This is a genomic window from Leclercia sp. LSNIH3 (assembly GCF_002935105.1).
GTDB lineage: Bacteria > Pseudomonadota > Gammaproteobacteria > Enterobacterales > Enterobacteriaceae > Enterobacter > Enterobacter adecarboxylatus.
This window is the reverse complement of sequence record NZ_CP026387.1, coordinates 771123-794628: the sequence shown is the minus strand read 5'-3', so window position 1 is coordinate 794628 and position 23506 is coordinate 771123. Positions and strand designations below refer to the sequence as shown.

General features: G+C 56.7%; 19 protein-coding genes. 16 read left to right on the top strand and 3 right to left on the bottom strand.

Annotation, left to right across the window (positions count from 1 at the left end; genetic code table 11):
- Positions 1 to 11 precede the first annotated feature (11 nt).
- Entirely contained in the window at positions 12 to 1685 is a 1674-nt protein-coding gene (rpsA, locus tag C3F35_RS03915; protein ID WP_032617357.1) for a 30S ribosomal protein S1, read from the top strand.
- Between the two features lie 120 nt (positions 1686 to 1805).
- The gene (gene ihfB, locus C3F35_RS03910) at positions 1806 to 2093 is read left to right on the top strand and encodes an integration host factor subunit beta (protein WP_032617358.1); all 288 of its coding nucleotides are present in this window, start codon (positions 1806 to 1808) and stop codon (positions 2091 to 2093) included.
- Here the strand turns inward: ihfB and C3F35_RS26615 are convergent.
- Complete coding sequence (locus C3F35_RS26615; RefSeq protein ID WP_146054030.1) at positions 2081 to 2278, bottom strand: hypothetical protein; 198 nt, start codon at positions 2276 to 2278, stop codon at positions 2081 to 2083. The two genes, ihfB and C3F35_RS26615, sit on opposite strands and share 13 nt — an antisense overlap.
- 53 nt (positions 2279 to 2331) lie before the next feature.
- Between C3F35_RS26615 and C3F35_RS03905 the strand changes: the two genes are divergently transcribed.
- The 7 genes from C3F35_RS03905 to C3F35_RS03875 all read left to right on the top strand — a co-directional run bounded on the left by C3F35_RS03905 (position 2332) and on the right by C3F35_RS03875 (position 10615).
- On the top strand, positions 2332 to 4596 hold the full coding sequence (locus C3F35_RS03905; protein ID WP_103792003.1) for a ComEC family protein: 2265 nt from the start codon (positions 2332 to 2334) through the stop codon (positions 4594 to 4596).
- Positions 4597 to 4632: 36 nt separating this feature from the next.
- Entirely contained in the window at positions 4633 to 6381 is a 1749-nt protein-coding gene (gene msbA / locus C3F35_RS03900) for a lipid A ABC transporter ATP-binding protein/permease MsbA (protein WP_032617360.1), read from the top strand.
- Positions 6378 to 7373, top strand: a complete 996-nt coding sequence (lpxK, locus tag C3F35_RS03895) for a tetraacyldisaccharide 4'-kinase (RefSeq protein WP_103792004.1) — start codon at positions 6378 to 6380, stop codon at positions 7371 to 7373. The genes msbA and lpxK overlap by 4 nt, the downstream gene beginning before the upstream one ends.
- A 15-nt stretch (positions 7374 to 7388) precedes the next feature.
- Positions 7389 to 8618: a winged helix-turn-helix domain-containing protein gene (locus C3F35_RS03890; RefSeq protein ID WP_103792005.1), complete on the top strand. Its 1230-nt coding sequence runs from the start codon at positions 7389 to 7391 to the stop codon at positions 8616 to 8618.
- Between the two features lie 45 nt (positions 8619 to 8663).
- Complete coding sequence (ycaR, locus tag C3F35_RS03885) at positions 8664 to 8846, top strand: protein YcaR (protein ID WP_039029479.1); 183 nt, start codon at positions 8664 to 8666, stop codon at positions 8844 to 8846.
- The gene (kdsB, locus tag C3F35_RS03880) at positions 8843 to 9589 is read left to right on the top strand and encodes a 3-deoxy-manno-octulosonate cytidylyltransferase (RefSeq protein ID WP_032617365.1); all 747 of its coding nucleotides are present in this window, start codon (positions 8843 to 8845) and stop codon (positions 9587 to 9589) included. Before ycaR ends, kdsB begins: the two co-directional genes overlap by 4 nt.
- 132 nt (positions 9590 to 9721) lie before the next feature.
- Positions 9722 to 10615 (top strand): YcbJ family phosphotransferase, encoded by an 894-nt coding sequence (locus tag C3F35_RS03875; RefSeq protein WP_032617366.1) that lies wholly within the window; start codon positions 9722 to 9724, stop codon positions 10613 to 10615.
- On the opposite strand, the gene elyC is transcribed toward C3F35_RS03875, so the two are convergent.
- Complete coding sequence (elyC, locus tag C3F35_RS03870; RefSeq protein WP_103792006.1) at positions 10592 to 11371, bottom strand: envelope biogenesis factor ElyC; 780 nt, start codon at positions 11369 to 11371, stop codon at positions 10592 to 10594. The genes C3F35_RS03875 and elyC overlap by 24 nt on opposite strands.
- 125 nt (positions 11372 to 11496) lie before the next feature.
- Here elyC and cmoM point away from each other — a divergent pair, with 125 nt between their 5' ends.
- From cmoM to C3F35_RS03830, 7 genes are all read left to right on the top strand, one after another.
- On the top strand, positions 11497 to 12282 hold the full coding sequence (gene cmoM / locus C3F35_RS03865) for a tRNA uridine 5-oxyacetic acid(34) methyltransferase CmoM (RefSeq protein ID WP_059308364.1): 786 nt from the start codon (positions 11497 to 11499) through the stop codon (positions 12280 to 12282).
- Positions 12279 to 13601: a chromosome partition protein MukF gene (gene mukF / locus C3F35_RS03860; protein WP_032617370.1), complete on the top strand. Its 1323-nt coding sequence runs from the start codon at positions 12279 to 12281 to the stop codon at positions 13599 to 13601. The genes cmoM and mukF overlap by 4 nt, the downstream gene beginning before the upstream one ends.
- Complete coding sequence (gene mukE / locus C3F35_RS03855) at positions 13582 to 14286, top strand: chromosome partition protein MukE (protein WP_032617371.1); 705 nt, start codon at positions 13582 to 13584, stop codon at positions 14284 to 14286. Before mukF ends, mukE begins: the two co-directional genes overlap by 20 nt.
- On the top strand, positions 14286 to 18734 hold the full coding sequence (gene mukB, locus C3F35_RS03850; protein WP_032617372.1) for a chromosome partition protein MukB: 4449 nt from the start codon (positions 14286 to 14288) through the stop codon (positions 18732 to 18734). Before mukE ends, mukB begins: the two co-directional genes overlap by 1 nt.
- A gap of 183 nt (positions 18735 to 18917) precedes the next feature.
- The gene (gene ldtD, locus C3F35_RS03845) at positions 18918 to 20741 is read left to right on the top strand and encodes a L,D-transpeptidase (protein ID WP_032617373.1); all 1824 of its coding nucleotides are present in this window, start codon (positions 18918 to 18920) and stop codon (positions 20739 to 20741) included.
- A 177-nt stretch (positions 20742 to 20918) separates the two neighbouring features.
- A complete protein-coding gene (locus C3F35_RS03835) occupies positions 20919 to 21467 on the top strand; it encodes a YcbK family protein (RefSeq protein ID WP_059308360.1) in 549 nt (182 codons plus the stop codon).
- A 19-nt stretch (positions 21468 to 21486) separates the two neighbouring features.
- Positions 21487 to 22134, top strand: coding sequence for an MBL fold metallo-hydrolase (locus tag C3F35_RS03830; protein ID WP_032617375.1), 648 nt, complete (start codon positions 21487 to 21489; stop codon positions 22132 to 22134).
- A gap of 112 nt (positions 22135 to 22246) precedes the next feature.
- Here C3F35_RS03830 and aspC read toward each other — a convergent pair whose 3' ends face one another.
- Positions 22247 to 23437, bottom strand: a complete 1191-nt coding sequence (aspC, locus tag C3F35_RS03825) for an aspartate transaminase (RefSeq protein ID WP_032617376.1) — start codon at positions 23435 to 23437, stop codon at positions 22247 to 22249.
- Positions 23438 to 23506: the final 69 nt, after the last annotated feature.

The window sequence follows — 23506 nt, the reverse complement described above, 5'->3', positions numbered from 1 at the left end:
GAAGATTAAACATGACTGAATCTTTTGCTCAACTGTTTGAAGAATCCTTAAAAGAAATCGAAACCCGTCCGGGTTCCATCGTTCGTGGTGTTGTTGTTGCTATCGACAAAGATATCGTACTGGTTGACGCCGGTCTGAAATCTGAGTCTGCCATTCCGGCAGAGCAGTTCAAAAACGCCCAGGGCGAGCTGGAAATCCAGGTTGGTGACGAAGTTGACGTTGCGCTGGACGCAGTAGAAGACGGCTTCGGTGAAACCCTGCTTTCTCGTGAGAAAGCTAAACGTCACGAAGCATGGATCACCCTGGAAAAAGCTTACGAAGAAGCTGAAACTGTGGTCGGTGTTATCAACGGCAAAGTTAAAGGTGGCTTCACTGTTGAGCTGAATGGTATTCGTGCGTTCCTGCCAGGTTCACTGGTAGACGTTCGTCCAGTTCGTGACACCCTGCACCTGGAAGGCAAAGAGCTTGAGTTCAAAGTAATCAAGCTGGACCAGAAGCGTAACAACGTTGTTGTTTCCCGTCGTGCCGTTATCGAATCCGAAAACAGCGCAGAACGCGATCAGCTGCTGGAAAACCTGCAGGAAGGCATGGAAGTCAAAGGTATCGTTAAGAACCTCACTGACTACGGCGCATTCGTTGACCTGGGCGGCGTTGATGGCCTGCTGCACATCACCGACATGGCGTGGAAACGCGTTAAGCACCCAAGCGAAATCGTGAACGTGGGCGACGAAATCACTGTTAAAGTGCTGAAGTTCGACCGCGAGCGTACTCGTGTATCCCTCGGCCTGAAACAGCTGGGCGAAGATCCATGGGTTGCTATCGCTAAACGTTACCCAGAAGGTACTAAACTGACTGGTCGCGTTACCAACCTGACTGACTACGGCTGCTTCGTTGAAATCGAAGAAGGCGTTGAAGGCCTGGTTCACGTTTCCGAAATGGACTGGACCAACAAAAACATCCACCCATCCAAAGTTGTTAACGTTGGCGATGTAGTGGAAGTGATGGTTCTGGATATCGACGAAGAACGTCGTCGTATCTCCCTGGGCCTGAAGCAGTGCAAAAACAACCCATGGCAGCAGTTCGCGGAAACCCACAACAAGGGCGACCGTGTTGAAGGTAAAATCAAGTCTATTACTGACTTCGGTATCTTCATCGGCCTGGACGGCGGCATCGACGGCCTGGTTCACCTGTCTGACATCTCCTGGAACGTTGCAGGCGAAGAAGCAGTACGTGAATACAAAAAAGGCGACGAAATCGCAGCAGTTGTTCTGCAGGTTGACGCAGAGCGTGAGCGTATCTCTCTGGGCGTTAAACAGCTCGCAGAAGATCCGTTCAACAACTGGGTTGCACTGAACAAGAAAGGCGCAATCGTAAACGGTAAAGTGACTGCAGTTGACGCGAAAGGCGCAACCGTAGAACTGGCTGACGGCGTTGAAGGTTACCTGCGCGCTTCTGAAGCTTCACGTGACCGCGTTGAAGATGCAACTCTGGTTCTGAGCGTAGGCGACGACGTTGAAGCTAAATTCACCGGCGTTGACCGCAAAAACCGTGCAATCAGCCTGTCTGTTCGTGCTAAAGACGAAGCTGATGAGAAAGATGCAATCGCAACTGTTAACAAACAGGAAGATGCAAACTTCTCTAACAACGCAATGGCTGAAGCTTTCAAAGCAGCTAAAGGCGAATAAGTTACTCGTAGAGTAACTTGACAGATTGCAGGATTCGTCCTGTAATCAATAACAAAGGGCGGCTACGGCCGCCCTTGTTTAAGCTGTTTAGCTAATGGGTTTGAAGGAACCGGAGGAATCATGACCAAGTCAGAATTGATTGAAAGACTTGCCAGCCAGCAATCGCACATACCTGCTAAAGCAGTGGAAGATGCCGTAAAAGAGATGCTGGAGCATATGGCGACCACTCTTGCACAGGGCGAGCGCATTGAAATCCGCGGTTTCGGTAGTTTTTCTCTGCACTATCGTGCTCCACGCACCGGGCGTAACCCGAAGACTGGCGATAAAGTAGAGCTGGAAGGTAAATACGTTCCGCACTTTAAGCCGGGTAAAGAATTGCGCGATCGCGCCAACATTTACGGCGACTGAGTTTGGCCTGTGGGCGAAACTGAGTAACCAAAAGAAAGCACCTGCGGGTGCTTTTTTTGTTTTTGTTTTTCCTGAACCTGAACCTGAACCTGAACCTGAACCTGAATCGGCATCGCAAGTTTTGCTGCCGGTTGCTGTAAAGCGAACATATCCCACCAGCCTGCGCTGCAATCTGATTTTTTCACACCTGACTTGCTAAACAGCCCGCTGCACACTGCCCGGATACAGGGAGGTGTAAATGCGTTTGTCTGCGTTAGCGACATGTTTGATTCTCGCCATCTTACCGCTGCTCTGGTTGCCCACGCTGCCAGCACTGCCGCTTATCCAGGTCATGATTGTTGCCGGGTTCTTGCTCGCTTTAATTCGCCATACCATGGCGCGATACATCGGCCTTTGGCTGCTCTTTTTTGCCTGGGGCGGGCTCGCCGCGTTAAGCGCAGTCTGGCCGATGCAGAACCTGACCCACGGGCCGCAGAAGGCAGAGCTGGAGATTGTGGCGATCGGGAGCGATAAGATGTATCAGGCCCGTATTGTCAGGCTTAACGGCAGGGCAATGCTGCCTACGGTGGGGGTTACGCTGTATGGCAATACACTACCGCAGCCAGGTTGTGCCGGGCAGCGCTGGAAGATGACCCTGACACTACGGCCTGTTCACGGTCAACTTAACGAAGGAGGATTCGATGCCCAGCGCTATGCTCTGGCGCAGCATCAGCCCCTGACCGGGCGTTTCACCAACCCGGAAGTCACAGATGCCCGCTGCAGCTTACGCGCCCGGTATCTTGCCACGCTGACGGACAGGCTTTCGTCTTATACCTGGGGGCCGGTTCTGCTGGGGCTGGGGATGGGGGAACGTCTGGCATTGACGCCAGACATTAAAGATTTGATGCGGCAAACGGGTACGGCGCATCTCATGGCGATTTCGGGATTGCATATTGCCCTTGCGGCATCGGTTATCTGGCTGCTGGTACGAGGCATGCAGTTTTTTGTTCCGGCTCGCTGGGTGAACTGGCAAGCGCCGCTGGTGGCGGGATTCTGCTTTGCTGCCTTTTATGCCTGGCTTACCGGCATGCAGCCCCCCGCGCTGCGTACCGTCGTTTCACTGGGCACCTGTCTGGCGCTGCAGCTGAGCGGCCGTCTCTGGTCGCCCTGGCAAGTATGGCGAGTCTGCATCGCCGCCATTTTGCTGGTCGACCCGCTGGCGGTGTTATCGCATAGCCTTTTACTTTCGGCCTTTGCGGTGGCAGCGCTAATTTTCTGGTATCAGTGGGTGCCTGCCCCCCGTTTATCCGGGCCGTGGATAATCAGAGCGGGAGGCAATCTGCTGCACCTGCAGCTCGGCATGCTGTTGCTGTTGCTACCTGTACAGGTGATGGTCTTTCACGGATTCAGCCTGTCATCACTGGTGGCGAACCTGGTGGCGGTGCCGCTGGTGACCTTTGTCTCGGTGCCGCTCATTCTGCTGGGGATGTGTCTGCATCTCGGGCTATGGCCGCTCGCGGAACATCTGGTCTGGCGGCTGGCAGATGGTTCACTCTCCCTGTTGTTTGGCTTCCTGACCTCGCTGCCTGACGGTTGGATCGGGGTCGATAAACGCTGGTTGTGGCTAACTCTGTTGCCCTGGGCGGCGATTGTCGCCTGGCGGATGCGCGGCGCACGAACCTACCCGGTGGTCTGTGTGTCGGCACTGGTGCTGGCGGCCAGTCCGTTATGGCGAACAAACAAAACGGAAGGGTGGTCGGTGCATATGCTGGATGTCGGACAGGGACTGGCAATGGTTATCGAGCGTCAGGGGAAAGCGATTTTGTATGATACCGGGCCTGCGTGGCCAGGCGGGGACAGTGCGCAACAGGTTATTATCCCCTGGCTGCGCTGGCATCACTTACGCCCGGAAGGAGTGATAGTCAGCCATGAACACCTTGACCATATCGGCGGGCTGGCCTCGTTACGCCAGGCGTGGCCGAATATGTGGATACGCAGCCCACTGCGCCAGAAGGGACATGATGTCTGTTTTCGCGGCGAACGCTGGCAGTGGCAGGGGCTGACCTTCAGCGCGCATTGGCCTCTCGCCACCGCACCGCAGCGCGGTAACAACGGTTCCTGCGTGGTCAAAATTGAGGACGGCACCCATAGCCTGTTGTTAACCGGGGATATTGAGGCGCAGGGAGAAAAAGCGATGCTCAGTCGTCACTGGCAATATCTTGCGTCTACACTTATCCAGGTGCCGCACCATGGCAGTAATACCTCTTCATCACTCCCTCTGGTGCAGCGTGTGGGTGGGCGTATCGCCCTGGTGTCCGCATCCCGCTATAACGCGTGGCGACTGCCTTCGTACAAGGTGGCGCGCCGCTACAGAAAGGAGGGGTATCTCTGGTTAACTACGCCCCGATCTGGACAAATCACGGTTTCGTTTTCGCAACATGGCTGGCAAATCCAACGCTTACGGGATCAAATTTTGCCCCGTTGGTATCATCAGTGGTTTGGCGCGCCCGGAGATAACGGGTAGAATATGCGGCTATTTCAACAAATGCTGGTTTTTTGAATGCATAACGACAAAGATCTCTCCACGTGGCAGACCTTCCGCCGGCTCTGGCCGGTGATTGCGCCCTTCAGAACGGGCCTTATCGTGGCGGGCGTAGCGTTAATCCTCAACGCAGCCAGCGATACCTTCATGTTATCGCTCCTCAAACCGTTACTGGACGACGGTTTTGGTAAAACGGATCGCTCAGTGCTGCTTTGGATGCCACTGGTGGTTATCGGCCTGATGATTTTACGCGGCATCACCAGCTATATCTCCAGCTACTGCCTCTCATGGGTATCGGGCAAGGTGGTAATGACCATGCGTCGTCGCCTGTTCAGCCATATGATGGGCATGCCGGTGGCGTTCTTCGACAAGCAGTCGACCGGTACCTTGCTGTCGCGTATTACCTACGACTCCGAGCAGGTTGCGTCTTCCTCCTCCAGCGCGCTCATTACCGTGGTGCGTGAAGGGGCCTCGATCATTGGTCTGTTTGTCCTCATGTTCTGGTACAGCTGGCAGCTGTCGTTGATCCTTATCGTGCTGGCGCCCATTGTGTCGATCGCCATCCGCGTGGTCTCCAAACGTTTCCGCAGCATCAGTAAGAACATGCAGAACACGATGGGGCAGGTCACTACCAGTGCAGAGCAGATGCTGAAAGGACACAAAGAGGTGTTGATTTTTGGTGGCCAGGAAGTGGAAACCAAGCGCTTCGATAAGGTCAGCAATAAGATGCGTCTGCAGGGGATGAAGATGGTTTCTGCCTCTTCCATTTCCGATCCCATCATTCAGCTTATCGCCTCTCTGGCACTGGCATTTGTTCTCTACGCCGCCAGCTTCCCGAGTGTGATGGAAACCTTAACCGCCGGTACTATTACCGTGGTCTTCTCGTCGATGATTGCCCTGATGCGCCCGCTGAAATCGTTAACCAACGTTAACGCCCAGTTCCAGCGCGGGATGGCAGCCTGTCAGACCCTGTTTGCGATCCTCGATTCCGAACAGGAAAAAGACGAAGGTAAACGCGTGATTGAGCGCTCAACCGGTGATGTAGAATTCCGCAACGTGACCTTTACCTACCCGGGTCGTGATGCGCCAGCGCTGCGTAACATCAATCTGAAAATCCCGGCAGGCAAGACCGTCGCGCTGGTGGGCCGCTCTGGCTCAGGTAAATCGACCATTGCCAGCCTGATCACCCGCTTCTACGACATCGATGAGGGAGAAATCCTGATTGATGGTCACGATCTGCGCGAGTACACCTTGCGGTCGTTGCGTAACCAGGTTGCTCTGGTCTCGCAGAATGTGCATCTCTTCAACGACACGGTGGCCAATAACATCGCCTATGCCCGTAACGAAGAGTACAGCCGTGAGCAGATTGAAGCTGCAGCGCGAATGGCCTACGCCATGGACTTCATTAATAAAATGGATAATGGTCTGGATACCATTATCGGTGAAAATGGCGTGCTGCTCTCCGGCGGCCAACGCCAGCGTATCGCTATTGCGCGCGCGCTGCTGCGTGACAGCCCAATCCTAATCCTCGATGAAGCCACCTCGGCGCTGGATACGGAGTCCGAACGTGCCATCCAGTCTGCGCTGGATGAGCTGCAAAAGAACCGCACCTCGCTGGTGATCGCGCACCGTCTGTCGACTATCGAAAAAGCCGATGAAATCGTGGTGGTGGAAGATGGCTATATCGTTGAACGCGGTAGCCATACCGATCTGCTGGCGCATCAGGGCGTGTACGCGCAACTTCATAAGATGCAGTTTGGCGCATGATTGCCCGCATCTGGTCCGGTGAGTCTCTACTCTGGCTGCTGCTGTTGCCGCTCTCCTGGCTGTATGGCCTGGTGAGCGGCCTGATCCGCCTCAGCTATAAAGTGGGGCTGAAGCGGGCCTGGCGTGCCCCGGTGCCGGTGGTGGTGGTGGGGAACCTCACCGCTGGCGGCAACGGCAAAACGCCGGTGGTTATCTGGCTAGTGGAACAGCTGACCCAACGCGGTATCCGTGTGGGGGTTGTCTCCCGGGGCTACGGCGGAAAGGCGGAGCGCTACCCGTTGCTGTTGACCGGGCAAACTACCACCGCGCAGGCGGGGGATGAGCCGGTGCTGATCTTTCAGCGCACCGGTGCTCCGGTCGCGGTTTCACCGGTGCGCAGCGAGGCGGTTCAGGCCCTGCTAAGTCAGACGGACGTGCAGATGGTAATCACCGATGATGGGCTGCAACACTACGCCCTGGCCCGGGATAAAGAGATTGTGGTGATTGACGGCGTGCGCCGCTTTGGCAACGGCTGGTGGTTACCCGCCGGGCCGATGCGCGAGCGTGCTTCTCGCTTAAAATCTGTGGACGCGGTCATCGTCAACGGCGGTTCCGCACAGGCGGGGGAAATCCCGATGCAGTTGCGTCCTGGCCTGGCCGTGAATCTTGTGACCGGGGAAAGGCGTGATGTTGCTGAACTCCCAAACCTGGTGGCGATGGCCGGCATTGGTCATCCCCCGCGCTTTTTCTCTACGCTCGAAGCTTGCGGCGCCCGGCTCCTCAATACGGTACCGCTGGCCGACCATCAGGCGCTGAGCCAGGCGCAGGTTGCAGGTTTTACTGCGCCCGGTCAGACGCTGATCATGACCGAAAAAGATGCGGTGAAATGCCGTGCCTTTGCCCGCGATAACTGGTGGTATTTACCGGTTGATGCTGAACTGCAGGGCGAACAGCCTGAACGACTGCTGCAGGCGCTCATTGCCCTGGCAGAAGAGGGTTCACCCGCGCACTAACACACAGGAAATGGCATGGCTTTACCGCAACTCACGCTTTCAGCCGCACGTCATCTTCATCTTGCCGCGCAGGGGCTTTTGAAAAAGCCCCGTCGCCGCGCGCAGCCCGCCGATATTCTTACAACCATCCAGCGCATGTCGCTGCTGCAGATCGACACCATCAATATCGTTGCCCGCAGCCCGTATCTGGTGCTGTTCAGCCGTCTCGGCCACTACCCGCCCGAATGGCTGGATAGCGCGCTGCGTCAGGGCGAACTCATGGAGTATTGGGCGCATGAGGCGTGCTTCCTGCCGCGCAGCGATTTTGCCCTGGTGCGTCATCGGATGCTCTCCCCCGACAACATGGGCTGGAAATACCGCCAGGCATGGATGCAGGAACACGCAGAAGAAATTGAACAGCTGATCGCTCATATCCACGAGAAGGGGCCGGTACGTTCCGCCGATTTCGAACATCCTCGTAAAGGCACCAGCGGATGGTGGGAGTGGAAGCCGCATAAACGCCATCTTGAGGGGCTATTTACCGCCGGAAAGGTGATGGTGATCGAAAGACGTAACTTTCAGCGCGTCTACGATCTCACTCACCGGGTGATGCCGGAGTGGGATGACAGCCGGGATATGCTGACCCAGGCGGCGGCCGAGGCCGTGATGCTGGAAAACAGCGCCCGTAGCCTGGGCATTTTTCGCGGGCAGTGGTTAGCCGATTATTACCGCCTGCGCCAGCCGGCGTTGGGGCCTCTGCTTGAAGGCTGGCAGGCGCAGCAGCAAGTGGTGCGTGTCGAGGTAGAAACCCTGGGCGAAATGTGGCTGCATGCCGATCTGCTGCCGCTGCTTACGCAGGCGCAGGCGGGCAAACTCACCGCCACTCACAGCGCTGTCCTGTCGCCGTTTGATCCGGTGGTCTGGGATCGTAAGCGTGCGGAGCAGCTGTTTAACTTCAGCTACCGGCTGGAGTGCTATACCCCGGCACCGAAACGTCAGTACGGCTATTTCGTTCTGCCGCTGCTGCATAAAGGGCAACTGGTGGGGCGAATGGACGCAAAAATGCACCGTAAAACCGGTGAGCTGCAGATTATCGCCCTCTGGCTGGAGAAGGGTGTGCGGGTCAGCGCTGGGCTGGAAAAGGGGCTGACCGCTGCGATAAGTGATTTTGCGGGCTGGCAGGGCGCAACGCGGATCGCGCTGGGCCATCTTCCCGACGGACTTTTTGCGGCCTGTCGAAGTGGCTGGGAAATAGACGCGGTCTGAAAATGGAATATGGTAAACTTTAACGATTATTGATACGGAGGAACTATGGATCACCGTTTACTGGAAATTATTGCCTGCCCGGTGTGCAACGGCAAACTCTACTACAGCCAGGACAAGCAGGAGTTAATCTGCAAACTGGATAGCCTTGCCTTCCCACTGCGCGACGGCATTCCCGTCCTGCTTGAAACCGAAGCCCGTTCGCTGGCGGCCGAAGAGAGCAAACCATGAGTTTTGTTGTCATCATTCCGGCGCGTTTCGCCTCCACCCGCCTGCCGGGTAAACCGTTGGTCGACATTAACGGTAAGCCGATGATTGTCCACGTGCTGGAACGTGCACGTGAGTCCGGCGCTGACCGCATCATCGTCGCCACCGATCATGAAGAGGTAGCGCGTGCGGTTGAAGCGGCGGGCGGCGAAGTGTGCATGACCCGCGCCGATCATCAGTCCGGCACCGAGCGCCTGGCGGAAGTGGTCGAAAAATGCGGCTTCAGCGATGACACGGTGATTGTCAACGTGCAGGGCGATGAGCCGATGATCCCGGCGGTGATTATCCGCCAGGTTGCAGAAAATCTGGCCCAGCGTCAGGTTGGTATGGCGACGCTGGCCGTGCCGGTACACAGCGCCGAAGAGGCATTCAACCCGAATGCCGTGAAAGTGGTGCTGGACAGGGAAGGCTACGCGCTCTATTTCTCCCGCGCGACCATTCCCTGGGATCGCGACCGCTTTGCCGCTTCCCGCGACGCGATCGGCGACAACATACTGCGACATCTGGGTATTTATGGCTATCGCGCCGGCTTTATTCGCCGTTACGTGACCTGGCAGCCGAGTCCGCTGGAAAATATCGAAATGCTCGAGCAACTGCGCGTACTGTGGTACGGCGAGAAGATCCATGTTGCCGTCGCGCAGGAAGTTCCCGGTACAGGCGTTGATACGCCAGAGGATCTCGCCCGCGTTCGCGCTGAGATGCGTTAATCCCCCCTCATCCCCTCGGCTGAGGGGATATTTTATCTTCTGTATTTCTTCTCAAGAATCGTCGCATAAGAGTGACATTCGCCCGCCAGACGCTCATTATAAAAGCAGTAGTCTTAATAGGGGTAATCTGAAATGGAACAGCTGCTTGTCGAACTCAGCCATCTGCTGGGTGAAAAACTGAGCCGTGTGGAGTGCGTGCATGAAAAAGCAGATACCACGCTGTGGTCGTTATATGACAGCCATGGAAACCCCATGCCGTTACTGGCGCGAAGCTTCACTTCACCGGATGTTGCCAGACAACTGGCGTGGAAAATCTCCATGCTGGCCCGCAGTGGCACAGTCAGAATGCCGACCGTATATGGTGTGATGACCCACGAGGAGCATCCGGGTCCTGACGTACTGCTGATCGAGCGCCTGCGGGGCGTCCCGGTTGAAGCCCCGGCCCGCACCCCGGAACGCTGGGAACAGCTGAAAGATCAGATCGTCGAGGCGCTGCTGGCCTGGCACCGGATGGACAGCGGGGGGCTGGTCGGGTCGGTTGACAGCACCCAGGAGAATCTGTGGCCGCTCTGGTATCGCCAGCGGGTTGAGGTGTTGTGGGGAACGCTAAACCAGTACCGCAATACCGGCCTGACCATGCAGGACAAACGGATACTGTTTCGAACCCGGGAATGCCTGCCCGCCCTGTTTGAAGGCTTCAACGACAACAGCGTGCTGATCCACGGCAACTTTACCCTGCGCAGTATGCTCAAGGATCCCCGTAGCGATCAGCTGTTGGCGATGGTCGGGCCAGGGGTGATGCTGTGGGCGCCGCGGGAGTATGAACTGTTTCGCCTGAGCGAGAGCGGGCTGGCAGAAGATCTGCTCTGGCACTATCTGCAGCGCGCGCCGGTCTCAGAGTCCTTCCTCTGGCGGCGCTGGCTGTATCTGCTGTGGGACGAAGTGGCGCAGCTGGTGAATACCGGGCACTTTAACCGCGCCAACTTCGACCTGGCCTCGAAATCACTGCTTCCCTGGCTCGTCTGACGGCCCTTTGAGCCATTGCCAGATGCGCCCGAGCGTCTCATAACCCACGCGATCGCTGTGCATCAGCCAGACCGGGGACGGAATAATCCGTTCCCAGGGGTTGAGCGGCGCGCTAATCGCCAGCTGGTTAGCCGGGGCGGGCAGCGGGTGTAACCCCTGCTGTTCAAAGAAGATCATTGCCCGCGGCAGGTGTGAGGCGGAGGTCACCAGCAGGAAGGGAGCATCACCGATCGCCTGCTTCACCGCTGCGGCTTCCTCTTCGGTATCTTTTGGGCTGTCGAGGATGATGATGTCCTCCCGTGGCACTCCCAGTGACTGCGCCACACGTGCACCGGCTTCTGCGGTGCTCACCGGATTGCTTTTCGCCGCCGCCCCGGTGAAGATCATTTTCGAACCCGGATTGGCCAGCCGCAGGCGTATCCCTTCATTGAGTCGCGGCAGGCTGTTGTTAATCAGATTGGAACTCGGTGCCCAGTCAGGATCCCAGGTATAACCTCCGCCGAGCACCACTATGTACGCAACCTTTTGATTTCCCTGCCAGGTCGGGTATTTGTCTTCTATTGGACGTAATAAGCCATCGGCCACCGGTTGCAGGCTCAGCAGCAGCAGCACCAACCAGCCTGCCGTCGCGATAATCTTGCCGGTTTTCTGAAAGCGGCTGAACCACAGCAACCCCAGGCCCAGCGCGATACACAGCAGAAGAAGAGGGAGGGGAAGCATCATGCCGCCAATATATTTTTTTAGGGTAAAAAGCATCCTTTCTGGCTCCTTTTTTGACCATACAGCTGAGGATTGTCAGGGATATTACACCAGAGAGGTTCATTATCCGTCCGGCTGTGACAAAATAGCGGTTTTGTTGTTAGTGGGTGGAGCCTCTCCCAATGCGGGATCGCAATTTTGATGACATCGCGGAAAAGTTTGCCCGCAATATTTATGGCACGACCAAGGGCCGATTGCGTCAAACGATCCTCTGGCAGGATCTGGACATCCTTCTTGCCCGCTTCGGGTCAAAAAAATTGCGCGTTCTCGACGCTGGCGGCGGTGAAGGTCAGACGGCGATAAAAATGGCCGAGCGTGGGCACCATGTCATCCTGTGCGACCTGTCGGCAGAGATGATCGCCCGTGCCGAAAGCGCCGCGGCGGAAAAAGGTGTGAGCGATAACATGCAATTTATACATTGCGCCGCTCAGGACATCGCTCAACATTTGGAAAGCCCGGTTGATCTGATATTGTCTCATGCGGTGCTGGAGTGGGTCGCCGATCCCCAGGCGCTGTTACAGACGCTCTGGTCGATACTTTGCCCTGGTGGCGCGCTGTCGCTGATGTTTTACAACGCCAATGGCCTGCTGATGCGTAACGTGCTGGTGGGCAATTTTGGCTATGTGCAGCAGGGCATGTACAAAAAGAAACGGCGCACGCTTTCACCGGACTTTCCGCGCGATCCGCAGCAGGTCTATGGCTGGCTGGAAGCGATGGGCTGGCAGATCGCCGGTAAAACCGGTATCAGGGTGTTTCACGATTATCTGCGTGATAAACAAAAGCAGCATGACTGTTTTGACGCCCTGACAGAATTAGAGACGCGGTACTGTCGCCAGGAACCCTGGATTAGCCTTGGCCGCTACATACACGTCACCGCGCACAAGCCGCAGAGCAAGGATAACTTATGAGTGAATTTTCCCAGACAGTCCCCGAGCTGGTTGCCTGGGCCAGAAAAAACGATTTCTCCCTCTCGCTGCCGGTAGACAGACTCTCTTTTCTGCTGGCGGTTGCCACGCTGAACAGCGAGCGGCTGGATGGAGAAATGAGCGAGGGCGAACTGGTGGATGCGTTCCGCCATGTCAGTGATGCGTTTGAGCAAACCAGCGAAACCATTAATGTGCGTGCCAATAACGCGATTAACGATATGGTGCGTCAACGTCTGCTGAACCGCTTTACCAGCGAGCAGGCGGAAGGAAACGCCATCTATCGTCTGACGCCACTGGGTATCGGCATCACCGACTATTACATTCGTCAGCGCGAATTCTCGACCCTGCGCCTTTCAATGCAGCTCTCCATTGTGGCGGGCGAACTGAAGCGGGCGGCCGATGCCGCTGAGGAAGACGGTGACGAGTTCCACTGGCACCGCAACGTCTATGCACCGCTGAAATACTCGGTGGCTGAAATTTTCGACAGCATCGACCTGACCCAGCGCATCATGGACGAGCAGCAGCAACTGGTGAAAGACGATATCGCCCAGTTGCTGAACAAAGACTGGCGGGCGGCGATCTCCAGCTGCGAAATGCTGTTATCGGAAACTTCCGGCACCCTGCGTGAACTGCAGGATACGCTGGAAGCTGCGGGCGACAAGCTGCAGGCCAACCTGCTGCGCATTCAGGATGCCACCCTGGCCCATGACAACCTGCATTTTGTCGATCGTCTGGTCTTCGACCTGCAAAGCAAACTCGACCGCATTATCAGCTGGGGTCAGCAGGCCATCGACCTGTGGATCGGCTATGACCGCCACGTGCATAAATTTATCCGTACCGCTATCGACATGGATAAAAACCGCGTCTTTGCCCAGCGTCTGCGCCAGTCGGTTCAGACCTACTTCGATGCACCGTGGGCACTGACCTACGCCAGTGCCGACCGCCTGCTCGATATGCGTGACGAAGAGATGAGCCTGCGCGACGAAGAGGTGACCGGTGAACTGCCAGCCGATCTTGAATATGAAGAGTTTAACGAAATACGGGAACAGCTTGCGGCGATGATCGAGGAGCAGCTGGCGATCTTCAAAGCCAAAAACAAACCGCTGGATCTCGGTCTGGTGGTGCGTGACTACCTCGCACAATACCCGCGTGCGCGCCATTTTGATATCGCCCGCATCGTGGTTGACCAGGCGGTACGCCTGGGCGTCGCGCAAGCAGATTTCACCGGCCTGCCGCCGAAGTGGCAGCCAATTAACGATTACGGAGCCAAGGTACAGGCGCATGTCATTGACAAATATTGAACACGTGATGCCAGTAAAACTGGCCCAGGCGCTGGCAAATCCGATCTTTCCGGCGCTGGACAGCCAGCTGCGTGCCGGTCGTCACATTGGTCTCGACGAGCTGGATAATCACGCCTTTTTGATGGATTTCCAGGAATACCTGGAAGAGTTTTACGCCCGCTATAACGTGGAGCTGATCCGCGCCCCGGAAGGTTTCTTCTACCTGCGCCCGCGTTCCACCACGCTTATTCCGCGTTCGGTGCTGTCCGAGCTGGACATGATGGTCGGCAAAATTCTCTGCTACCTCTATCTCAGCCCGGAGCGTCTGGCTAACGAAGGTATCTTCACCCAGCAGGAGCTTTATGACGAGCTGATGACGCTGGCCGATGAAGGCAAGCTGCTGAAGCTGGTGAACAACCGCTCCACCGGTTCCGACGTTGACCGTCAGAAGTTACAGGAAAAAGTACGCTCTTCCCTGAACCGTCTGCGTCGTCTGGGCATGGTGTGGTTTATGGGCCACGACAGCAGTAAATTCCGCATCACGGAATCGGTATTCCGCTTTGGCGCCGACGTGCGCGTGGGTGACGACGCCCGTGAAGCGCAGCTGCGCATGATCCGTGATGGCGAAGCGATGCCGGTGGAAAACCATCTGCAGCTCAATGATGAGCATGAAGACACTCAGCCGGATAGCGGGGAGGAAGAGTAATGATTGAACGCGGTAAATTTCGCTCACTGACGCTGATTAACTGGAACGGTTTCTTTGCCCGCACCTTTGATCTCGATGAGCTGGTAACGACGCTCTCGGGCGGTAACGGGGCAGGGAAATCCACCACCATGGCGGCGTTCGTCACTGCCCTGATCCCGGATCTGACGCTACTGCACTTCCGTAATACCACCGAAGCCGGTGCAACCAGCGGCTCACGCGATAAAGGTCTGCACGGCAAGCTGAAGGCGGGTGTCTGTTACTCGGTGCTGGACGTGATCAACTCCCGTCACCAGCGCGTGGTCGTCGGCGTGCGTCTGCAGCAGGTTGCCGGGCGTGACCGTAAGGTGGACATCAAGCCGTTTGCCATTCAGGGATTGCCAACGTCCGTTCAGCCAACCTCGCTGTTAACGGAAACCCTCAACGACCGTCAGGCGCGTGTGCTGACGCTCCAGGAGCTGAAAGACAAGCTGGAAGCCATCGAGGGCGTGCAGTTCAAGCAGTTCAACTCCATTACCGAATACCACTCGCTGATGTTCGATCTGGGTGTGGTCGCACGACGTCTGCGCTCGGCCTCGGATCGTAGTAAGTACTATCGCCTGATTGAGGCCTCGCTGTACGGCGGGATCTCCAGTGCCATCACCCGCTCCCTGCGCGACTACCTGTTGCCGGAAAACAGCGGCGTGCGTAAGGCCTTCCAGGATATGGAAGCGGCGCTGCGTGAAAACCGCATGACGCTGGAAGCGATCCGCGTAACCCAGTCGGACCGCGACCTGTTTAAGCATCTCATCAGCGAAGCCACCAACTATGTGGCGGCGGACTATATGCGCCACGCCAACGAGCGCCGTATCCATCTGGATCAGGCTCTTGAGTATCGCCGCGAGTTGTTTACCTCGCGTAAGCAGCTGGCGTCTGAGCAATACAAGCACGTCGAGATGGCGCGTGAACTGTCCGAACATAACGGGGCGGAAGGGGATCTGGAGGCCGATTACCAGGCCGCCAGCGATCACCTGAACCTGGTCCAGACCGCGCTGCGCCAGCAGGAAAAAATTGAGCGCTACGAAGCGGATCTCGATGAACTGCAAATTCGTCTGGAAGAGCAGAACGAAGTGGTGGCCGAAGCCGCCGACAAGCAGGAAGAGAACGAAGGCCGCGCAGAAGCCGCCGAGCTGGAAGTGGATGAACTGAAAAGCCAGCTTGCCGACTATCAGCAGGCGCTGGACGTGCAGCAAACCCGCGCGATTCAGTACAACCAGGCGTTGCAGGCCCTGCAGCGTGCGAAAGATCTCTGCCATCTGCCGGATCTGACCCCGGAGAGCGCCGATCAGTGGCTGGAAACCTTCCAGGCAAAAGAGCAGGAAGCGACCGAGAAACTGCTGAATCTCGATCAGAAAATGAGCGTGGCGCAATCCGCTCACAGCCAGTTTGAGCAGGCTTACCAACTGGTGGCGTCTATCAACGGTCCGCTGGCGCGCGCTGAGGCGTGGGAAGTGGCCCGCGAGTTACTGCGCGATGGCGTCAATCAGCGTCATCTGGCAGAACAGGTTCAGCCGCTGCGTATGCGGCTGAACGAGCTGGAACAGCGTCTGCGCGAACAGCAGGAGGCAGAACGTCTGCTGGCTGAATTCTGCAAGCGTCAGGGTAAACGGGTCGATATTGACGATCTGGAGGCCCTGCATCAGGAGCTGGAAGCCCGTATCGCGTCGCTGTCCGACAGCGTCTCTAACGCCCAGGAACAACGCATGGCGTTGCGCCAGGAGCTGGAGCAGCTGCAGTCGCGTATTCAGACGCTGATGCAGCGCGCCCCGATCTGGCTGGCCGCCCAGAGCAGTCTCAGTCAGCTTAGCGAGCAGTGCGGCGAGGAGTTCGAATCCGGCCAGGAAGTGACAGAGTACCTCCAGCAACTGCTGGAGCGTGAACGCGAAGCGATTGTTGAGCGTGATGAAGTGGGCGCGCGCAAGCGTGCCGTCGATGAAGAGATCGAACGCTTAAGCCAGCCGGGCGGGGCAGAAGATGCGCGTCTGAACACCCTGGCAGAGCGTTTTGGCGGCGTACTGCTGTCCGAAATTTATGACGACGTCAGCCTGGAAGATGCCCCGTACTACTCGGCGCTGTATGGTCCGTCCCGCCACGCTATCGTGGTGCCGGATCTGTCGCTGATCGCTGACCAGCTTGAAGGCCTGGAAGATTGCCCGGAAGATCTCTATCTGATCGAAGGGGATCCGCAGTCGTTCGATGACAGCGTCTTTGGCGTCGACGAACTGGAAAAGGCCGTGGTGGTGAAAATTGCCGATCGCCAGTGGCGTTATTCGCGCTTCCCGTCGTTGCCGCTGTTTGGCCGCGCCGCACGTGAAAGCCGCATCGAAAGCCTGCATACCGAGCGTGAGGCGCTGTCTGAGCGCTTCGCCACGCTCTCTTTCGATGTCCAGAAAACCCAGCGTCTGCACCAGGCGTTTAGCCGCTTTATCGGTAGCCATCTGGCGGTGGCGTTTGAAGCCGATCCAGAGGCGGAGATCCGCAAGTTCACGACCCGTCGTACCGAGCTTGAGCGGGCACTGTCCGCGCACGAAAACGACAACCAGCAAAGCCGCGTTCAGTTCGAACAGGCCAAAGAGGGTGTCGCTGCGCTGAACCGCATCCTGCCGCGCCTTAACCTGCTGGCGGATGACACCCTTGCCGATCGTGTTGATGAGATCCAGGAGCGTCTCGACGAAGCGCAGGAAGCTGCGCGCTTTGTGCAGCAGCATGGCAACCAGCTGGCGAAACTCGAACCGCTGCTGTCAGTTCTGCAAAGCGATCCCGAGCAGTATGAACAGCTAAAAGAAGATTACGCCTGGTCACAGCAGGTTCAGCGCGAAGCCCGTCAGCAGGCGTTTGCCCTGACCGAAGTGGCCCAGCGCCGGGCGCACTTCAGCTACTCCGACTCGGCGGAAATGCTGAACGGTAATAGCGATCTGAACGAGAAGCTGCGCCAGCGTCTGGAGCAGGCGGAAACAGAACGTACCCGCGCCCGTGAAGCGATGCGTAGCCATGCCGCGCAGCTGAGCCAGTACAGCCAGGTGCTGGCATCGCTGAAAAGCTCCTTTGATACCAAGAAAGAGCTGCTGACCGACCTGCATAAAGAATTGCAGGATATCGGCGTGCGGGCCGACAGTGGGGCAGAGGAGCGGGCGCGTATCCGTCGCGACGAACTGCATGCCCAGCTCAGCAACAACCGTGCGCGCCGCAACCAGCTTGAAAAAGCGCTCACTTTCTGCGAAGCGGAGATGGATAACCTGACCCGCCGTCTGCGCAAGCTGGAGCGCGACTACCACGAGAAGCGTGAGCAGGTCGTTACCGCCAAAGCGGGCTGGTGCGCCGTGATGCGGATGGTGAAAGACAACGGCGTCGAACGCCGTCTGCATCGCCGCGAGCTGGCCTATCTTTCTGGCGACGAACTGCGTTCCATGTCGGATAAGGCACTGGGTGCGTTGCGTCTGGCGGTGGCTGATAACGAACACCTGCGCGATGTGCTGCGCATGTCTGAAGATCCGAAACGTCCTGAGCGCAAAATTCAGTTCTTCGTGGCAGTCTATCAGCATCTGCGCGAGCGTATTCGTCAGGATATCATCCGCACCGACGATCCAGTCGAAGCCATCGAACAGATGGAAATCGAACTGGGCCGTCTGACGGAAGAGTTGACCTCCCGTGAGCAGAAGCTGGCGATCAGCTCCCGCAGCGTAGCCAACATCATCCGTAAGACGATCCAGCGCGAGCAGAACCGAATCCGTCAGCTGAACCAGGGTCTGCAGAGCGTCTCCTTCGGCCAGGTCAACAGTGTGCGACTGAACGTCAACGTGCGTGAAGCCCACGCCACGCTGCTGGACGTACTGGCTGAACAGCACGAGCAGCATCAGGATCTGTTCAACAGTAACCGCCTGACCTTCTCCGAAGCGCTGGCGAAGCTGTATCAGCGCCTGAATCCGCAAATCGACATGGGCCAGCGTACACCGCAAACCATCGGTGAGGAGCTGCTGGACTACCGCAACTATCTGGAGATGGAAGTGGAAGTTAACCGTGGCTCAGACGGCTGGCTGCGTGCAGAATCGGGCGCGCTGTCTACCGGTGAAGCTATCGGTACCGGGATGTCGATTCTGGTGATGGTGGTACAGAGCTGGGAAGACGAATCCCGGCGTCTGCGCGGCAAAGATATCTCGCCATGCCGCCTGCTGTTCCTCGATGAAGCGGCACGTCTGGATGCCCGCTCCATCGCCACACTGTTTGAGCTGTGCGACCGTCTGGATATGCAGCTGATTATCGCGGCGCCGGAAAACATCAGCCCGGAGAAAGGCACCACCTATAAACTGGTGCGTAAGGTCTACCAGAACAGCGAGCACGTTCACGTTGTCGGTCTGCGCGGTTTTGCCCCGCAGCCCCCGGAGTCCCTCCCGGGAACGGCTGACGCTTCCTGAAGATTCCTAAAATTACCCATGGCGGCCTTCGGGCCGCCTTTTTTTTACCTTGAGCTTGTACTGGCGGCTGCGTTAACTTTAAACTTCTTTACATAAGGCAAGGCTGGTACCGGTCTGTCTTCCTATAATGAAAATGAAGCCCCGGTGATGAGGGCGCGACGTAAAGCAAACAGGGGGCAAGGGATGTTGCTGAATAAAATGTATGGTCGTCAGCTGTCAGCACTCAGTTTATGCCTGACAGTAGTAGTGGCTCCACTGTTTAACGCCCGGGCCGATGAGCCCGAACTGGTTCCTGTCGACAGCTCCGCCACTATGGGCGCGCAGCCTACGTCGCTGTCACAACCGCTGGATCAATCGCCAGCCACCGCCATCATGGCCGGGATTCGACCGCTGCCTGCCGATGTCAGCGCGGAACAACGCCGCGAACAGTTGCTGTCGGCCCTGCCTGCGGGATACTCCCCGGTCTATCTCAACCAGCTTACGCTGCTGTATGCCGCCCGCGACATGAAACCCATGTGGGACGATCGCGAGGCCGTGCGGGCGTTCCAGCAACAGCTTGCTGAAGTCGCTATCGCCGGTTTCCAGCCGCAATTTACTGCCTGGGTGGAACTGCTGACCCAGCCTGCGATAACCGGAATGGCGCGGGACGTGATTCTGTCGGATGCCATGATGGGCTATCTGCAATTTGTGGCGGGGATCCCGGTCAACGGTAACCGCTGGCTCTACAGCACCAAGCCGTACAAGATGGCAACACCGCCGCTGTCAGTGATAAACCAGTGGCAGCTGGCACTGGATAACGGGACGGTGCCACATTTCATTGCCGGTCTTGCGCCGACCCATCCGCAGTATGCGGTAATGCACGAATCACTGCTGGAACTGGTGGCCGATACGAAACCCTGGCCGCAGCTACGGAGCACCACCAAATTGAGTCCAGGGCAGTGGAGCAGCGACGTACCGGCCCTGCGTGAAATCCTGAAACGCTCCGGCGTACTCGACGGTGGACCTAAAATTGCTCTGCCGGGTGACGATTCGCAAAGCGTGGTGGTCAGCCCGTCCGCCCCGGCGCTCGAAAAGAAAACGAAGCCCGTCTCCAGCAAACCCGCTTCCTATGACCGCAGCCTTGTCGAGGCGGTAAAAGCCTTCCAGATCACTCAGGGACTGGGTGCGGATGGCGTTATTGGCCAGGGCACCCGTGATGCGCTGAATCTCACCCCTGCCCAGCGTGCCGGGGTACTGGCGCTGAACATCCAGCGTCTGCGCCTGCTGCCGGGAACACTCTCTACCGGCATTATGGTGAATATCCCGGCCTTTTCACTGGTCTATTATCAGAACGGCAATGAGGTGCTGGCATCAAGAGTGATTGTCGGTCGCCCGGATCGTAAAACGCCGATGATGAGCAGCGCGCTGAATAACGTGGTGGTTAACCCGCCATGGAACGTGCCTCCGACGCTGGCGCGCAAAGATATTCTGCCGAAAGTGTGGAATGACCCGGGTTATCTTGAACGTCACAACTACACCGTGCTGCGAGGCTGGAACAGTAAAGAGGCCATCGATCCGTGGCGAGTAGACTGGGCGACCATTACCCCTGCGAATCTGCCATTCCGTTTCCAGCAGGCACCTGGGGCGCATAACTCGTTGGGGCGGTATAAATTCAATATGCCTAGCTCGGATGCTATTTATCTGCACGATACGCCTAACCACAACCTGTTCCAGAAAGACGTTCGCGCACTTAGCTCCGGTTGTGTACGTGTAAATAAGGCGTCTGAACTGGCTAACATGCTGTTACAGGATGCAGGCTGGAACGATACACGTATCTCCGACGCGCTGAAGCAGGGCGACACGCGTTATGTGAATATCCGCCAAAATATTCCGGTTAATCTGTACTATCTGACCGCCTTCGTGGGCAAGGACGGTCGAACCCAGTATCGTACAGATATTTACAATTATGATGAGATTGCCCGATCTAATACCCAAATCCTGACAAAGGCTGAACAATTGATCAGATAAATGAACAAGTTCGGAAAATTCTGCTGTTTTAAGTGGTGAAAAGATACGGGGCTTGCGGCTGCAAGCCCCGTATTTCCTGGTTTTGCTACCTTGACGCTGACAGGTTTGCCCGGTAAGGTGCCTTTCGTGCGCTGTATTGCATATATACGATAACACTGACCTGTAGACCTGATTATCATGGACAAATTCGACGCTAATCGCCGTAAGTTGCTGGCGTTAGGGGGCATTGCGCTGAGCGCTGCCATCTTACCGACGCCATCATTTGCCACGCTCTCCACCCCCAGACCTCGTATTTTGACGCTCAATAACCTGCATACAGGTGAGTCTATCAAAGCCGAGTTTTTTGATGGACGGGGCTATATTCAGGATGAATTAGCAAAGCTGAATCACTTTTTCCGTGATTTCCGCGCAAATAAGATTAAAGCCATCGATCCAGGATTATTCGATCAGCTTTACCGCCTGCAGGGCCTGCTGGGAACGCGCAAACCGGTCCAGCTGATCTCTGGTTACCGCTCCCTTGATACGAATAACGAATTACGCGCCCACAGCCGTGGGGTCGCTAAAAAAAGTTATCACACCAAAGGGCAGGCGATGGATTTTCATATTGAAGGCGTTTCGTTAGCCAATGTTCGCAAAGCTGCGTTATCTATGCGCGCAGGTGGTGTAGGATATTACCCACGTAGCAACTTTGTGCATATTGATACCGGGCCATTGCGGCACTGGTAATAACGAAATCAGGAGCAGTATGAACTATCGTATTATTCCGGTCACCGCGTTCTCCCAGAACTGTTCGCTTATCTGGTGTGAGCAAACCAAACTGGCAGCCCTGGTCGATCCCGGTGGTGATGCAGATAAAATCAAACAGGAAGTCGCAGCCGCTGGCGTGACCTTAATGCAGATTTTACTGACTCACGGTCACCTCGATCATGTGGGGGCTGCGGCCGAGCTGGCGCAACATTATGGTGTGCCGATCGTAGGCCCGGAAAAAGAAGATGAGTTCTGGCTGCAGGGCCTGCCGGCACAAAGCCGTATGTTCGGTCTGGATGAATGTCTGCCTTTTACGCCCGATCGCTGGCTGAATGAAGGTGAGCGCGTCAGCGTCGGTAATGTGACTTTACAGGTATTCCATTGCCCCGGACATACGCCAGGCCATATTGTCTTCTTTGATGACCAGTCGCGTCTGCTGATTTCCGGCGACGTGATCTTCAAAGGCGGAGTAGGGCGCAGCGATTTCCCCCGTGGCGATCACGGTCAGCTGATTCGCTCTATCAAAGAGAAGTTATTGCCGTTGGGCGATGATGTGACCTTTATTTCCGGCCACGGCCCGATGTCCACCCTGGGCTACGAACGGCTGCATAATCCGTTCCTCCAGGATGAATTGCCGGTCTGGTAACGAACAAATAAAAAAGCCTGCTCAAAGCAGGCTTTTTTTTGCCCGGTGGCGCTACGCTTACCGGGCCTGCATCATGTAGCCGGGCAACCGCAGTGCCGCCCGGCTTAAAGCATTACAGCACCGCGACGATCGCTTCGCACAGTGGCGCCATGTTATCCGGCGTCATACCCGCCACGTTAACACGACCAGAAGCCACCGCGTACACGCCAAACTCTTCACGCAGACGCAGAACCTGATCTTTGGTCAGGCCACTGAAGGAGAACATGCCGTTCTGCTTGATGATGAAGCTGAAGTCGCGATTCGCGCCTTTTTCCGCCAGGGTATTCACGAACAGCAGGCGCATGCGCTGAATACGCTGACGCATGTCGTTCAGCTCCTGTTCCCAGATAGCGCGCAGTGCGTCATTGCTGAGAATGGTTGCCACCACAGACGCACCGTGAGCCGGTGGGTTGGAGTAGTTGGCACGAATAACGGATTTCATCTGGCTGAACGCACGATCGACAGTCTGCTCATCGGCAGCGACCAGCGTACAGGCACCTACGCGCTCATTGTACAGACCGAAGTTCTTGGAATAGGAGCTGGCAACAATCAGCTCTTTATGCAGCGCAGCAAACGCGCGCAGGCCTTCGGCATCTTCTTCCAGACCACGGGCAAAGCCCTGGTAGGCGAAGTCGAACAGCGGCAGCCAGCCTTTTTCGACGGACAGCTTCGCCAGCTGTTCCCACTGCTCAAGCGTAGGATCGATGCCGGTTGGGTTATGGCAGCAGCCATGGAACAGAACCACATCACCCGCCTGCGCTTCGCTCAGGCTGGCCAGCAGACCGTCAAAGTCGAGAGCGTGATTCGCCGCGTCGTAGTAAGCATATTCACGCACTTCCAGACCAGCAGAGTTGAAAACGCTCTTATGGTTCGGCCAGCTTGGATTGCTCACCCAGACCGTTTTTACGCTGGTATTTTTAGCGAGGAAATCCGCTGCCACGCGCAGGGCGCCAGTACCGCCAGGGGTCTGTGCGGTGCGGGCGCGTTTATCGTTGATAATCGCGTTGCCTTTGCCGAACAGCAGCTCCTGAGTGCAACGACCAAATTCCGGAATACCGTCGATGCCGAGGTAGTTTTTGGTATTTTCGTTTTCCAGCAGATACTGCTCAGCTTTTTTAACGCTGGTCAGTACCGGGGTCTTGCCGGTCTCATCTTTATAGACACCAATACCCAGGTTGATTTTTCCAGGGCGGTCATCGGCACGAAACAGATCGGCCAGGCCCAGAATTGGGTCGGCAGGGGCGGCGGTAATGTTCTCAAACATGACGAAGTTCCATTGTGGTTACGGAAGTGAAATCCGCTATCAGGTTAACGATAGTTCTACAAAATGCCA

What these genes read in the sequence shown, in the direction of transcription:
- lpxK (WP_103792004.1), top strand. Translation starts at nt 6,378, where the DNA reads ATGATTGCCCGCATCTGGTCCGGTGAGTCTCTACTCTGGCTGCTGCTG.
- C3F35_RS03905 (WP_103792003.1), top strand. Translation starts at nt 2,332, where the DNA reads ATGCGTTTGTCTGCGTTAGCGACATGTTTGATTCTCGCCATCTTACCG.
- C3F35_RS03835 (WP_059308360.1), top strand. Translation starts at nt 20,919, where the DNA reads ATGGACAAATTCGACGCTAATCGCCGTAAGTTGCTGGCGTTAGGGGGC.
- C3F35_RS03875 (WP_032617366.1), top strand. Translation starts at nt 9,722, where the DNA reads ATGGAACAGCTGCTTGTCGAACTCAGCCATCTGCTGGGTGAAAAACTG.
- rpsA (WP_032617357.1), top strand. Translation starts at nt 12, where the DNA reads ATGACTGAATCTTTTGCTCAACTGTTTGAAGAATCCTTAAAAGAAATC.
- C3F35_RS03890 (WP_103792005.1), top strand. Translation starts at nt 7,389, where the DNA reads ATGGCTTTACCGCAACTCACGCTTTCAGCCGCACGTCATCTTCATCTT.
- mukE (WP_032617371.1), top strand. Translation starts at nt 13,582, where the DNA reads ATGTCATTGACAAATATTGAACACGTGATGCCAGTAAAACTGGCCCAG.
- aspC (WP_032617376.1), bottom strand. Translation starts at nt 23,437, where the DNA reads ATGTTTGAGAACATTACCGCCGCCCCTGCCGACCCAATTCTGGGCCTG.
- cmoM (WP_059308364.1), top strand. Translation starts at nt 11,497, where the DNA reads ATGCGGGATCGCAATTTTGATGACATCGCGGAAAAGTTTGCCCGCAAT.
- mukB (WP_032617372.1), top strand. Translation starts at nt 14,286, where the DNA reads ATGATTGAACGCGGTAAATTTCGCTCACTGACGCTGATTAACTGGAAC.
- C3F35_RS03830 (WP_032617375.1), top strand. Translation starts at nt 21,487, where the DNA reads ATGAACTATCGTATTATTCCGGTCACCGCGTTCTCCCAGAACTGTTCG.
- ycaR (WP_039029479.1), top strand. Translation starts at nt 8,664, where the DNA reads ATGGATCACCGTTTACTGGAAATTATTGCCTGCCCGGTGTGCAACGGC.
- elyC (WP_103792006.1), bottom strand. Translation starts at nt 11,371, where the DNA reads ATGCTTTTTACCCTAAAAAAATATATTGGCGGCATGATGCTTCCCCTC.
- kdsB (WP_032617365.1), top strand. Translation starts at nt 8,843, where the DNA reads ATGAGTTTTGTTGTCATCATTCCGGCGCGTTTCGCCTCCACCCGCCTG.
- ihfB (WP_032617358.1), top strand. Translation starts at nt 1,806, where the DNA reads ATGACCAAGTCAGAATTGATTGAAAGACTTGCCAGCCAGCAATCGCAC.
- mukF (WP_032617370.1), top strand. Translation starts at nt 12,279, where the DNA reads ATGAGTGAATTTTCCCAGACAGTCCCCGAGCTGGTTGCCTGGGCCAGA.
- ldtD (WP_032617373.1), top strand. Translation starts at nt 18,918, where the DNA reads ATGTTGCTGAATAAAATGTATGGTCGTCAGCTGTCAGCACTCAGTTTA.
- msbA (WP_032617360.1), top strand. Translation starts at nt 4,633, where the DNA reads ATGCATAACGACAAAGATCTCTCCACGTGGCAGACCTTCCGCCGGCTC.